The 12,655-nt window shown below is 30.9% G+C and carries 14 protein-coding genes; 5 read left to right on the forward strand and 9 right to left on the reverse strand.

The genetic code is table 11. The features are described 5' to 3' along the window. The first annotated feature begins 81 nt into the window (after positions 1–81). Entirely contained in the window at positions 82–627 is a 546-nt protein-coding gene (locus GM3708_RS06215) for a TRAP transporter small permease subunit (protein ID WP_066344938.1), read from the forward strand. 17 nt (positions 628–644) lie between these two features. Here the strand turns inward: GM3708_RS06215 and arsB are convergent, their stop codons facing one another. The 3 genes from arsB to GM3708_RS06230 all read right to left on the reverse strand — a co-directional run bounded on the left by arsB (position 645) and on the right by GM3708_RS06230 (position 2,852). Then, entirely contained in the window at positions 645–1,784 is a 1,140-nt protein-coding gene (arsB, locus tag GM3708_RS06220; RefSeq protein ID WP_066344939.1) for an ACR3 family arsenite efflux transporter, read from the reverse strand. 108 nt (positions 1,785–1,892) lie between these two features. Next, entirely contained in the window at positions 1,893–2,216 is a 324-nt protein-coding gene (locus GM3708_RS06225; protein WP_066344940.1) for a helix-turn-helix transcriptional regulator, read from the reverse strand. Positions 2,217–2,252: 36 nt separating this feature from the next. Further along, positions 2,253–2,852 (reverse strand): helix-turn-helix transcriptional regulator, encoded by a 600-nt coding sequence (locus tag GM3708_RS06230; protein ID WP_066344941.1) that lies wholly within the window; start codon positions 2,850–2,852, stop codon positions 2,253–2,255. A gap of 137 nt (positions 2,853–2,989) precedes the next feature. On the opposite strand from GM3708_RS06230, the gene GM3708_RS06235 reads away from it, so the two are divergent. From GM3708_RS06235 to rbfA, 3 genes are all read left to right on the forward strand, one after another. Then, a complete protein-coding gene (locus GM3708_RS06235; protein ID WP_066344946.1) occupies positions 2,990–3,775 on the forward strand; it encodes a DUF4388 domain-containing protein in 786 nt (261 codons plus the stop codon). A gap of 131 nt (positions 3,776–3,906) precedes the next feature. Continuing rightward, positions 3,907–4,140 carry a DUF751 family protein gene (locus GM3708_RS06240; RefSeq protein ID WP_231933098.1) on the forward strand — a complete coding sequence of 78 codons (234 nt, stop codon included), beginning with the start codon at positions 3,907–3,909 and terminating at the stop codon, positions 4,138–4,140. 67 nt (positions 4,141–4,207) lie between these two features. Next, positions 4,208–4,585 carry a 30S ribosome-binding factor RbfA gene (rbfA, locus tag GM3708_RS06245; protein ID WP_066344948.1) on the forward strand — a complete coding sequence of 126 codons (378 nt, stop codon included), beginning with the start codon at positions 4,208–4,210 and terminating at the stop codon, positions 4,583–4,585. A 23-nt stretch (positions 4,586–4,608) separates the two neighbouring features. Here rbfA and GM3708_RS06250 read toward each other — a convergent pair whose 3' ends face one another. The 5 genes from GM3708_RS06250 to cobA all read right to left on the reverse strand — a co-directional run bounded on the left by GM3708_RS06250 (position 4,609) and on the right by cobA (position 10,971). Beyond that, the gene (locus GM3708_RS06250; protein WP_066349349.1) at positions 4,609–5,844 is read right to left on the reverse strand and encodes a methionine gamma-lyase family protein; all 1,236 of its coding nucleotides are present in this window, start codon (positions 5,842–5,844) and stop codon (positions 4,609–4,611) included. A 122-nt stretch (positions 5,845–5,966) separates the two neighbouring features. After that, on the reverse strand, positions 5,967–6,692 hold the full coding sequence (locus tag GM3708_RS06255) for a RibD family protein (RefSeq protein ID WP_066344949.1): 726 nt from the start codon (positions 6,690–6,692) through the stop codon (positions 5,967–5,969). An 80-nt stretch (positions 6,693–6,772) separates the two neighbouring features. Next, entirely contained in the window at positions 6,773–9,277 is a 2,505-nt protein-coding gene (locus tag GM3708_RS06260; RefSeq protein ID WP_066344950.1) for a DNA topoisomerase (ATP-hydrolyzing) subunit A, read from the reverse strand. Positions 9,278–9,432: 155 nt separating this feature from the next. Continuing rightward, a complete protein-coding gene (locus GM3708_RS19720) occupies positions 9,433–10,248 on the reverse strand; it encodes a uroporphyrinogen-III synthase (protein ID WP_066344952.1) in 816 nt (271 codons plus the stop codon). Between the two features lie 24 nt (positions 10,249–10,272). Then, the gene (gene cobA / locus GM3708_RS19725; RefSeq protein WP_066344953.1) at positions 10,273–10,971 is read right to left on the reverse strand and encodes a uroporphyrinogen-III C-methyltransferase; all 699 of its coding nucleotides are present in this window, start codon (positions 10,969–10,971) and stop codon (positions 10,273–10,275) included. Positions 10,972–11,089: 118 nt separating this feature from the next. Here cobA and GM3708_RS06275 point away from each other — a divergent pair, with 118 nt between their 5' ends. Further along, positions 11,090–11,776 (forward strand): riboflavin synthase, encoded by a 687-nt coding sequence (locus GM3708_RS06275; RefSeq protein WP_066344954.1) that lies wholly within the window; start codon positions 11,090–11,092, stop codon positions 11,774–11,776. A 24-nt stretch (positions 11,777–11,800) separates the two neighbouring features. Here the strand turns inward: GM3708_RS06275 and GM3708_RS06280 are convergent, their stop codons facing one another. Next, positions 11,801–12,340, reverse strand: a complete 540-nt coding sequence (locus tag GM3708_RS06280; RefSeq protein ID WP_066344955.1) for a hypothetical protein — start codon at positions 12,338–12,340, stop codon at positions 11,801–11,803. Positions 12,341–12,655 lie beyond the last annotated feature (315 nt).

Raw genomic sequence — 12,655 nt, forward strand, 5'->3', positions numbered from 1 at the left:
TTTATAGTGGAAAATATTATAGATTCTTAATCAAATTTAATGATATATTATCCATTATCTGTTATTAATTATTAATTATTTATGAATATTGCTCTCAAAATAGCTCACTTAATTGATTTAATTACCGAATGGTACGGTAAGGTTGTTTACTGGTTAGTTTTGATGATGATTGGTATTGGTGTATGGAATGTGATTGGGAGATATATTGGTAAGATAATTGGGGAAAATTTAAGCTCTAATAGTTTAATTGAATTGCAGTGGTATTTGTTTGATTTAATTATCTTTTTGGGTGCAGCTTATACTCTTAAAAAAGATAGTCATGTCAGGGTTGATATTTTCTATAAAAATTGGTCTTCAAAAACTAAAGCCTTAGCTAATATTGCAGGAATAATTTTATTTTTAATTCCTTTTTGTGGAGTTCTTATTTATTTTTCTTGGCAATATGTCATTAATTCATGGCAAATAATGGAAATATCTCCTGATAATGGTGGATTACCTCGTTATCCCATTAAAACCCTCATGATTATTAGCCCTATTTTATTAATTATTCAAAGTATTTCTGAGTTGATTAAAAATTTAGATATTTTCTTAAATCATTCTGCTTCAACTATTAATAACAATTCTTAACTCTGAATTTTTTATTCCTAATGTCTAATTAATCGAGGATCTAATAAAGTAGCTTTTTCAGGTTCTCTTCTAAACCAAAATGCAGTTTTTTTACATATTTCTACTAACATTAACATAACGGGAACTTCAATTAAAACTCCGACAACTGTCGCTAATGCAGCACCTGAATTTAAACCGAATAACATCACCGCAGTGGCGATAGCAACTTCAAAATGGTTACTTGCTCCAACTAAAGCGGCTGGTGCGGCATCTTCATAAGTTAAATCTAGTTTTAAAGCGATAACATAGGTTATTAAAAAGATAAAATTAGTTTGAATAAATAAAGGAATTGCGATTAATAAAATATGCAAAGGATTATTAACAATTAACTCACCTTTAAACGCAAATAATAAAATTAATGTTAATAATAAAGCAGAAATAGCAATAGGAGAAAGATATTGTAAAAACTGATTTTCAAACCATTTTCTGCCTTTATATTTAAAAATAAAATAACGACTAAAAACAGCACAAATTAAAGGTAAACCGACATAAATTACAACAGATAAAACGATGGTTTCCCAAGGCACAATTAAATTATTTGCTGATAATAACCATTTACCTAAAGGTGCATATAAAAATAACATCGCTAGAGAATTTACTGCTACCATTACTAAAGTATGTCCTTGATTACTATAAGATAAATATCCCCACATCAAAACCATCGCAGTACAAGGAGCAATACCTAATAAAATTGTACCGGCAATATAAGAATTTGCTAGAGTAACTTGCGCACCCCTAATGATTTCTGTTTGAGTTAATAAAGGAGAGAATAACCAACCAAGAAAAAATTTAGCGAATATTACCATGGAAAAAGGTTTAATTAACCAATTCACCACTAAAGTTAAGATTACAGGTTTAGGAGTTTTTGCCGCTTTTACTGCTTGAGAAAAATCTATTTTCACCATGATGGGATACATCATAAAAAATAGACAAATAGCAATGGGAATAGAAACGTTATAAATACTCATGTTATCCAGAGTTTTTGCTAGATCTGGAAATACTCTCCCGAAGCCAATGCCTAAAATAATACACAGAATAATCCAAACTGTTAAATATTTCTCAAAAAAACTTAGATTACTACCAGCTTTTACCGCCGAGGGATTAGTTTGATTATCCATAAATCATAAATCAAGAAAACTTGAACTCAAAATAAAAACTAATTATGTTTATTATAATCTTAGTTATTATTTATCAAAACAAGAAAATTTGATTTAATCTTGAGATTTTTAATTTTCACAAAGCCGAGTGGGAAGCAATACGATTGAGCGTCTAAATTCAGATAAATATTGTTCTAAAGCTACTAATTGAGATAAATTGATACTGTAATAAGTCCATTTTCCCTGTTGACGAGTATTAACTAAACTAGCTTCTCGTAGAGTCTTCAAATGAAAAGATAACTTTGATTGTGGAATATCAAGAATTTCTTTAATTTCACAAACACATAATTCTCTTGTGCGTAATAAATCTAAAACTTGGATTCTAATGTTATCAGATAAGGCATGAAAGCCTATGAGCATAATTTCTTGATGATTAATTGTCGTTAATGACATTCTAATTAATTTATACGTTGGAATATTTATTGATAATTAATTGTTTATGCTTACTTTGGCACGATATAGCAGTTTATCTTTTTGACGATAACCAACATAACGAATTTCTACTAAATTAATTTCCCCGACATTGAAATCATTATTTTCGATCAACTCATGTTCTTGGGGATTATAACTAACCATATCACCAACTTTACCAATAGGTTCAATTCCCCATGTTGACAATAGTTGATTTAATGGCTGAAGTAACGGTACAATTCGAGAAGCGGGTAATTCAGGATTATTATTAACAGCATGAATAACCGTGGGTAACTGTAATAATAAAGACTCTAAAATAGAAATAGTTTCTAGTTGATATTCAGAAATTAAATCAGAGGCAAATTCTGAATTTTGACTAAGGGAATTTTCTGTAAATAAATCTGAGCTATTGTTTAAATGATCAATTAAAGTTGTCACCGAAATATTTAAAGTCTTAGCTATTTTTTTTAAAACTCCTAAAGGAATGTTATCTAATAAATTATTTTCAAGGCGATAAAATTGTAATTCTGAGACTCGACTTTTGCGACTAAATTCAAGATAATCTTTAATTTGTGCTTGAGTCATCAAATGTTGTAAAATTTTCCTCATCTGAGTCATGATAGTTTCTGAAAATAGTTATGAAATCGTGGTTAAATAAAGATAAACTAAAAATGTTTAAAATAAAGTTTATTCCATCATAACGGTTAATCTAAAATCGATTTAAGTAACCTAATCATTAAATCTAAATTGTAGTAATGACAGAATCTAGTAAATCTCCTCAAATTCCTATCAGAGAATTTATTGGTACAAGACAATCTAATTTATTTCAAACCCTCAAACAACCACAGTTTACAGGAGAATTGATACTGGGTTCTGCAAAAGGTGAACAATGGATTTTTTATCTTTATCTTGGTAGAATAATCTATGCCACTGGGGGAGTACATCCTGTGAGAAGGTGGATGAGAAACGTCACTCGATTTGCACCGGCATTGATTACGTATTTACCATCTGTTGATCCTACCATATTCAATAAAGATGCTTTTCAGATATGTTGGGAATATGAATTGTTAAACTATTGGTTACAAAATCAAGAAGTTACTAGACAGCAAATAAATCAAATAATTCGTAGTATGATTGTTGAAATTTTGTTTGATGTAACTCAATCAATGGAAATAGTGTTTCAGCTTAATGTCTCTCAACCCTTATCAGCCCAAATATTATTTATTGATGCAGATCAAGTTATCGTAGAAGCATGGGAAGCATGGCAACAATGGCAAGGAGGAAAATTAGCTGATCGTTTTCCTAATGATTGTCCGATAATTCGTCAACCAGATCAACTAAAACAAAAGACTTCTGAAAAAACTTCTCAGATTATGATTAAGTTGTTTAATGGAAAAAATACCTTGCGAGATTTGAGTTTACAATTAAATCAAGATATTATGCAAATGACCAGACTAATGTTACCTTATATTCAATTAGGTTTAATAGATTTAGTTTCTGTCCCAGATTTACCAATACCAATTAAATTACCAAGAAAGTGATAATAATTATCAAATATTTATGATGAAAAATGGATGAAAAATAAATTATATAGCAAGATTATCCGTAACAATAAAGTTTAAAATAATCTCCAGAAAAAATTATCTTACGTAGAAATAAAATTTTAAAAATTATGATAAATAAAAATATGTTAACCGCAGAATTTGAAGGTTTTTGGGAAAATGTCTTCCGTTATCCTCGTTATATGGTTAGTTTAATCTTTGGTATCTTTTTCTTTTTGTGGGAACAAATTAAACCATTATTTCAAAATCCAGTCACCGCAACTGCTATATTTGGCTTAATTATTGCTACTTTTTCTTTCCTTTATTTTACTCTCAAAGCAATGTTAGGAGTCAATCCAGTTTAATTTATTTACCAAGAAGAGTTAATTCATTAATTACCAAATATTTTAATATTTATAATCACTAAAAATTATGGCAAATAGTCGTCGAGTAGAAAAAGTTTCATCTTTAATTAAAAGAGAAATTAGTCAAATGCTTATCAGTGAAATTAAAGATGATAGAGTCGGTGCAGGGATGGTTAGCATTACTGAAGTAGAAATGTCAGGAGATTTACAACACGCAAAAGTTTTCGTGAGCATTTATGGTACAGATAGTGCTAAAAATGAAACAATGGAAGGTTTAAAAGCCTGTACAGCTTTTGTAAGAAAAAGTTTAGGTAAACGTATCAGTCTTCGCCATACCCCAGAAATTCGCTTTGTTGAAGACTCTTCTTTAGAAAAAGGAGATAATCTGATTAATTTAATTAACCGTATTACTCCTAAAGATAATCCTTTAACAGAAGAAGAATAGAAATAATTAATAGTTAATAATTACTAATTGTTAATCGTTAAAACTGCTTTTGCCGCTTCAGAAATGGCGATCGCCGTATGAGTCCAATGAGTGCCACCCTGACAAAAAACAATATAAGGATCTCTTAATGGACCATCAGCAGAAAATTCAGACGTACTACCATCAATAAAAGTACCTCCAGCCATAACTAAATTACTTTCATAACCAGGCATTGGTGCAGGAATGGGATCTAAATAAGAACCTACAGGGGAGTTACGTTGAATAGCACGACAAAAAGCGACTAATTTATCAGGATTACCTAATTTTACTCCTTGAATAATATCTCTTCGAGGAATAAAAGGTAAAGGATTGACTTCGTAGCCCAACTCAGAAAAAACATAGGCGATGAGATGACTACCTTTCATAGCTTCGGCTACCATTTGTGGTGCTAAAAATAACCCTTGAAATAAAAGACGATTTTGCTCAAAAGTTGCACCTCCACTACTACCTATCCCCGGTGCGGTGAGACGACAACAAGCTTTTTCGACTAAATCTTCTTTCCCTGCCACATAACCACCAGCAGTGACAATTGTACCCCCAGGGTTTTTTATCAATGATCCTGCCATTAAATCGACTCCTACTGCCGTTGGTTCAATATTTTCGATAAATTCTCCATAACAGTTATCCACAAAACAGACAGTCTCAGGATTTTGTCTCTTTACTTCTTTGACAATTCGTTCAATATCTGCTATTCTCAGGCTCTGTCGCCACGAATAACCGCAGGAACGCTGAATTAAGACTAATTTTGTTTCCGGTTTAATAGCTGTAGTTAAACCATGCCAATCGATTCCACCATCGGCAGTCAAATCTAGCTCTCGATAATTAATTCCAAATTCTTGTAGTGAACCTTGTCCCTCGCTTCGTACTCCAATTACTTCTTCTAAAGTATCATAGGGATGCCCCGCAATAGCTAACATTTCATCCCTAGGACGTAATACCCCATAAAGACAAGATGCGATCGCATGAGTGCCAGAAACAAATTGTACTCTAACAGCAGCACTTTCAGCATGAAAAATTTGAGCGTAAACTTTATCTAATACTTCTCTACCTAGGTCATCATGACCATAACCACTTACACTAGAAAAATGATGAACTCCTACTCGATGATCTTGAAACGCAGTAAGAATCTTTTGTAAATGTTGTTTGACTTTTTGATCAATTTCAGCAAAAGTTGGTAATAGTTTTTTCTCGGCTTCTTCTATTAATAAATCGATATTCATATAAATATTTATAATTTTTTTCATAATTTTAATAATTATTGTTATTTTAATATATTGAGTAGTTTTAAACAATTATTATTAAAATTATTCCCAAGAAACAAAAGAGCAAACTTTGATGAAAATTATTGATCATGATTTAAGATTAAATAATGTAAAAAAACTTCTTGATTTATTACTTTTACTTCTAATAATTTTAAATTAATAGGTAAATTTATATTTGCTAATATATCAGAATCTAAAAAACTTGAGGCTAATTTATTCCGAATAATTAAAGGACAAATTGTTATCCATAATTCGTTAATCAAATTTTCTGCTAATAAAAAAGAGATTAATTTACTACCACCTAAAATACCTATTTTATTATAATTTAATCCTGATAATTTAGTTAAAATTTCCCTCCAGTTAAAAGGATTATCAGCAACAAAAAAATCTTGAAAATAGTTATCTTGTTTTAGGTTATTTTTTTTATTAAAATCTTTAACTTTTTCTTGCCAATGAAGTAAACCTTGAGAAGAAGTTAATAAACCACGAGGTAAAGGTTGAGAAAAAAAACGTAAGTCTGGATTAATATTACCACTAGCAGAACATACAATATTTAAAGGTTGTAAACTTTGCTTCTTATCTTGTCTTTGTTTTAATAATTGAGGATTTTTTATAACTAAACTTGTGCCATAGGCACGTAAAGTATTTCCGCCGAAAATGATAGCATCTAAAAGAGAAATTTGTGTTTCTAAATGAGCTAAATCTTCTTTACTGCTAAATCTTGCAGGAATGTCAGTAGCTTCACTAATTTTACCATCAATACTCATGGCTATTATTGTCGTTAGATAGGGTAATTTATTTGGCATTAAAATCTATTTTCTCGTAATTATAAAATTAATAAAAAATCAACAAAGTTTATTATTAATTATTCGTTATTAACTATTAATTAAGATTGCCAATTTAAAGCTAAAGTAATTACTTCATCAGGTTGCAATTTTATGAGTGCTTTTTCTGAATTTTGTCCTTGATTCGATGATAATTTATGGACATCAATAACATAACGTTGATCAAGATTTGTTTTAATAACTATATTCTCACAATTATCACCTAATAACATTGACTGTAAATGATCTTCTTTTTGTTTAAATCGAAAACCTTGAGTACCAATTTCACCAATACTTATTTTACGAATGAAATTAATAGAGATAATTTTGCCATAACCTAATTTAGAAATCAACACCAAATTACTATCATTTTTTACTCCTAAACAACCGACAATTGTTTCACCGAATCTTAATTTGATGCCAACATTTCCTTGGGCAGATTTTCCCATAATCGGTATATTCTGATCTGTTATATTATAGTGTAAAATGCGTCCTCCAGTAGTTGCGATCGCCAATTCTTCTCCTTCATTAACAGGGAAAATATATTTTAATTTGTCTTTTGGTTTTAATTTGATAAGTTGAAAACCTCTGTTACCAATACCATCTAATTCTTTTAGGCTAACTCGTTTCACAAAACCTCCTTCTGTCAATAACAATAAAGTAGATTTTTCATTGTCAGGGTGAAGACATAAATAGTTAATGGGTTGATAATCATTTTGCATGGCACTATTAGACACCAAACGCTCAATAGTTTGTTTAGTAGGAAAAGAAGGAATTTGGACGGTAGAAATAGGATAGGCTTTTCCACTGTCGAAAAATACCATAATTTGCTCTTGTTTATTAATTAATGACTGATAAACGATTAAATCAGTGGTTTTTTTGATTAAAGGGATTTTTTCAATAGCCGTTTGCGGTTGCCAATAAATTTTACCTTTAGCAGTAATTTGTACCACTGCATCTGTTGGCAATTCCTGCGTTATGATTAATGGTAAAGATTCCCTCTCATTTTCATCAGATTTAACGGTAGTTTTTTTCTCCTTTACCTTTTCTACGGGAATAGTAATATTATTAATTATTTTTGTACGGCGATCATCTCCAAATTTGCGTTTAAAACTGCGTAATTCTTTTTTAAAGGCTTTTAATAATTCTTGTCTGTCAGCTAATAAGCCTTCTAATTGTAAAATTCTTCCTTGTAATTGAGTAAATTCTTCCTCTAATTTTTGCTTTTCTAAACCTGTTATCCTTCTTAAAGGCATGGATAAAATAGAATTAGCTTGAGATTCACTAATTTTTAATTTCTCTTGTAAGCTAATTTTTGCCGTTGTGCCATCTGCTGAATTAGCTAAAATTTCTATAACTTTTTTAACTTGTTTTAAGGCAATTAATAAACCTTCTAATAAATGGACTCTCTCTCGTTTTTCTGTTAATTCATACTGAAATTGTCTTGTTAAAGTAATTTCTCTAAATCGTAAAAATTCCTCTAACATTTCTTTTAAAGATAATTGGCAAGGTTTTTTATCAACTAAACCCAACATAATTACCCCGAAATTACTTTGTAAAGCCGTTTGTTTATACAGTTGATTAAGAACATTTTGCGGTTGGGCATCTTTTTTCAATTCTATTACAACTCTAATACCTTGGCGATCGCTTTCATCCCGAATATCAGAAATATCCCCAATCTTACCTAAATTAACTAATTCAGCCACTTTTTCAATCCATGCCGCTTTATTAACTTGGAAGGGTAACTCTCTGACAATAATCGCAGTTTTTTCTCGACTGCGTTTTTTCTGAGACTTCAAAATTTCAATAGAAGCAACACCACGCATAGGAATAATACCTTTTCCCGTCAAATAAGCCTCTTTAATGCCAGTGGTATCAATTATCTCGCCTCCTGTCGGAAAATCAGGACCTGGAATCAACTTTAATAGTTTATCATCAGTTAAATCAGGTTGATCGATTAAGGCAATTAAACCATTAACAATTTCGTTTAAATTATGGGGAGGAATATTTGTCGCCATACCAACCGCTATACCTGAACACCCATTTAAGAGCAAAATTGGTAGCTTGGCAGGTAAAACCACAGGCTCTTGTTGTGAATTGTCAAAATTGCCAGTAAAGTCAACGGTGGACTCGTTAACCTCCTCTAGCATGGTTTCATAGGAAATTCCTGCTAATCTTGTTTCAGTGTAACGCATCGCCGCCGCAGGATCGTTATCGACACTACCAAAATTACCATGCCCTGATAATAAAGGATAACGGCTAGAAAAATCCTGTACTAACCTCACCATAGCATCATATACCGATTGATCGCCATGGGGGTGATATTTTCCCAATACATCCCCTACTACCCTAGCACATTTACGAAAAGGACGATCTGGACTTAATCCTAATTCATACATGGCATATAAAATACGCCGATGAACAGGTTTTAAACCATCTCTGACATCAGGCAAAGCACGTCCTACAATAACGCTCATGGCATATTCCAAATACGAACGCTCCATTTCAGCATGTAACGCAGTTGGAATAATTTGACCTTGACCTAATAAATTTAATTGTTGTACCATGAGTATTATTACTTAATCTTTATAAACTGACGTAATAGGCTATGTTTTAGAGATTAGCAAAACAATTCACAATTAACAATCAGTAATGGGTAATTAGTAATTAGGAATTGGGGAAATAAGATAACTCTTCTCGTCTTCTCTTACTGATTAACAATCTAAAGGCGTTTTTGCTGAATCAGGGCATTAACTAAACCTTCTAAGGTATATTCTTTGGCTTCTATATCTACTCTTTGGAATAATTCTTGACAAGTGAGGGAAGTTTGTGGTCCAATGGAAGCAATTGTAATATTTTTTAACAAAGAATGAAGACTAAGATTCGGATGGTTAATTAGGGCTTGATTGACTAAACGATAAAAATTTCTAACGGTTTTTGAACTAGCAAAGGTAACAACACTAATAACCTCATTTCTGATAGCATCCCATGCAGTTTCATCGATAAAATCTGGACATCCTGACTGATAAGCGGGTATTTCTGTTATTTTTGCCCCTTTTTGACTTAATTCTTGTACTAAAATTTCTCTACCGCCGCTTTCGACTCTGGGAAATAAGATTTTTTGCCCTTGTAATGTTTCGGGAAAATTTTCCACTAAAGAATCAGCAATAAAATCAGGAGGAATAAAATCTGCTTTTAAATTATATTTTTGTAAATATTGCTCCGTTTTAGTGCCAACTACGGCAATTTTAATAATTTTTAAGTCATTTTTATCCTTACCGAGATGATGTAATCTTTCAAAAAAATATTCGACTCCGTTAGCTGATGTTAAGATTAACCAATCATATTCTTCTATATTGGCGATCGCATGATCTAATTGTTGCCAACTAGAAGGGGGTTTAATAACCAAAGCGGGAAACTCTAAGACAATTCCTCCTTTTGCTTCTAACATTTCCCTAAATTGACTGTTAGCCGAAACCGCACGAGTCACTAAAATAGTTTCACCAGCTAGAGGATAAGATTCTTTATAGTTAATCATTTTTTATTGATTATTGTTCACTATTCATTGTTCATTCTCAACGACTTTACCAATAACGATGATACAAGGGGATAAAGAAATATTAAGGGTTTTTTCAACAATATTATCTAACCTTCCTTTCCAAATTTGTTGCTGACTACTCCCACCATTTTTGATAATCGCTATGGGAAAATTTGGTGATCGACCATATAATTGTAATTTTTCAACAATTATTGACAAATTTTTACCCGCCATTAAAATAACTAAAGTATCAACTTGACTAAGAATTGACCAATTTAAGCTATCACAATCATGCCCCGTGACAATAGTGACACATTGACTATCATTTTTTTCTGTTAACATAATGTTAGCCAATAAAGGAGCGGCAAGAGCAGAAGAAACACCGGGTATAAATTCAATTTCAGTATTAATAGCTTGTAAAACCTTTAATTCTTCATTAATACGCCCGAAAATTCCACAATCACCACTTTTAAGACGAATAACTTGATGATATTTTTGAGCATAAGTAACTAATAAATCATTAATACTTTCTTGGGATGTGCTAATTTTTCCTCCTCTTTTACCGACACAAATCTTAATGCAATGAGCACTGGCAAGATCTAAAATTTGAGTATCCACTAAAGCATCATAAATAATCACCTCAGCCTGAGAAATAATCCTTGCACCTTTAACGGTAAGATAATCAACACCACCAATCCCAGCACCTACAAAAAAAACTGTCATAATTTATTAAAATAAAATCTATTTAAGATTACTGGATGCGGTAGGCAATTAACAATGAATAAGGTTACTACCTAAAAAATAATAATCAAGAAGTCTTCTAGTCTTTTCATTCTAAATTATGTTTACAGGATTGATACAAGGAATTGGTAATATAAAGTCTTTAGATAATGACTTATTCGCCATTGAAATTCATCAAAATTATTTGGGAATTATTTGTCAAGATTTAGCTATTGGTGATAGTGTTGCCGTAGATGGAATTTGTTTAACAGTAGAAAAAGTTTTAGACAATGGTTTTTTTGCTACCGCATCCCCTGAAACTTTACAACGCACAACTTTAGCTGAAAATATCAAAAAGCAAAAAAAAGTTAACCTTGAAACTTCTTTACGAGTTGGCAGTAAAATTGGAGGACATTTCGTTAGTGGTCACGTAGATGGTATAGGATGTTTAGTAGAATTGGTAAACTGTCAACAATCATGGGAAATGACTTTTACTGCACCTTCAGAGTTAAAAAATCAGTGGCAAATTTATATTTCCCCTTATATAGTCTCGAAAGCCAGTATTGCTATCAATGGTATTAGCTTAACTATTGCTGATTGTGATATTCATGGTAATTGGTTTAAAGTTGCCGTAATTCCTCATACCTATAAGGAAACGAATTTATCTCAATTAAAAGCTGGTGACTGGATAAATTTAGAAAGTGATATTTTAGGCAAGTATGTAGATAAATTAATTAGTCATCGTCTGGGGAAAAAATCTATTCAAGAAGATATTACCTTAGATTTTTTAACACAAAATGGTTATTAATCAAACTCATAAAAACTAAATTAATTAATCTATTAAATTAGGTTTGGATGTATTTAATAATTCTAAGGGATTCATTTCTAAATTATAAGCAATCCAAATAAAACTACCACTAAAAAATATAATAGTAGCCGCTAGACTTCCTCCTAAGATTTTAACCTTTTTGTTCAAAGATTTTATCTCTAATTTACTTTTATTTAAAATAGGTAGTAATTCATCAGCAATAATATTTGTCTCTAAACTCAATATTTCTTTTTCCGAAAATTCTACAAGGGTATAAAGCCAATCGGTAATTAGTTGGGGACATTTTGGCTGTAAATATAATTTTACTCCCAAAGATTGAGCAATAGGGCGAGGGAAACGGCTTAAATACTTAAGAGTGGCATTAATTCCCCATAATGGAAAATATTTATTTATGAGATTAATAGTCGCTATATCGTATAAACAGCCAACAATAGCTTTAGCCGTCACTTCTTCTCTTTTAAATAATTGATCTAAAAGTATTAAAATTTCTCTTAATTTTATCTGTTCTAAAGTCTTTTCTTCTTCTGTTTTTAGTTTAGTCATTATTCTTAAGTTTGAATTTTATTATCAATTAATTTCAAGTATTAAAAGAAGGTTAAATCTTAAATTTAAGTTAGCTCATCTCATTATACAGTTTAGTTAAATATAATTTTTATTATTGTCAAATACATAATAATTTTGAATATCTTAAAGTAATCATATCACAGCAATAAAATTATATTCTATCTCTGACAATTATCCTCATTTAATGCTATAATTTGGGTGAAAATAAAATTTTATAGGGTTTTATTATCCGTAAAGCTGATTAAAATTTGACGATTACCCATGGTTATTAAAAATCAATTAGCCGTTACTAAT

It is taken from the genome of Geminocystis sp. NIES-3708 (genome assembly GCF_001548095.1).
Taxonomy (GTDB): domain Bacteria; phylum Cyanobacteriota; class Cyanobacteriia; order Cyanobacteriales; family Cyanobacteriaceae; genus Geminocystis.

What these genes read in the sequence shown, in the direction of transcription:
- GM3708_RS06215 (WP_066344938.1), top strand. Translation starts at nt 82, where the DNA reads ATGAATATTGCTCTCAAAATAGCTCACTTAATTGATTTAATTACCGAA.
- arsB (WP_066344939.1), bottom strand. Translation starts at nt 1,784, where the DNA reads ATGGATAATCAAACTAATCCCTCGGCGGTAAAAGCTGGTAGTAATCTA.
- GM3708_RS06225 (WP_066344940.1), bottom strand. Translation starts at nt 2,216, where the DNA reads ATGTCATTAACGACAATTAATCATCAAGAAATTATGCTCATAGGCTTT.
- GM3708_RS06230 (WP_066344941.1), bottom strand. Translation starts at nt 2,852, where the DNA reads ATGACTCAGATGAGGAAAATTTTACAACATTTGATGACTCAAGCACAA.
- GM3708_RS06235 (WP_066344946.1), top strand. Translation starts at nt 2,990, where the DNA reads ATGACAGAATCTAGTAAATCTCCTCAAATTCCTATCAGAGAATTTATT.
- GM3708_RS06240 (WP_231933098.1), top strand. Translation starts at nt 3,907, where the DNA reads ATGATAAATAAAAATATGTTAACCGCAGAATTTGAAGGTTTTTGGGAA.
- rbfA (WP_066344948.1), top strand. Translation starts at nt 4,208, where the DNA reads ATGGCAAATAGTCGTCGAGTAGAAAAAGTTTCATCTTTAATTAAAAGA.
- GM3708_RS06250 (WP_066349349.1), bottom strand. Translation starts at nt 5,844, where the DNA reads ATGAATATCGATTTATTAATAGAAGAAGCCGAGAAAAAACTATTACCA.
- GM3708_RS06255 (WP_066344949.1), bottom strand. Translation starts at nt 6,692, where the DNA reads ATGCCAAATAAATTACCCTATCTAACGACAATAATAGCCATGAGTATT.
- GM3708_RS06260 (WP_066344950.1), bottom strand. Translation starts at nt 9,277, where the DNA reads ATGGTACAACAATTAAATTTATTAGGTCAAGGTCAAATTATTCCAACT.
- GM3708_RS19720 (WP_066344952.1), bottom strand. Translation starts at nt 10,248, where the DNA reads ATGATTAACTATAAAGAATCTTATCCTCTAGCTGGTGAAACTATTTTA.
- cobA (WP_066344953.1), bottom strand. Translation starts at nt 10,971, where the DNA reads ATGACAGTTTTTTTTGTAGGTGCTGGGATTGGTGGTGTTGATTATCTT.
- GM3708_RS06275 (WP_066344954.1), top strand. Translation starts at nt 11,090, where the DNA reads ATGTTTACAGGATTGATACAAGGAATTGGTAATATAAAGTCTTTAGAT.
- GM3708_RS06280 (WP_066344955.1), bottom strand. Translation starts at nt 12,340, where the DNA reads ATGACTAAACTAAAAACAGAAGAAGAAAAGACTTTAGAACAGATAAAA.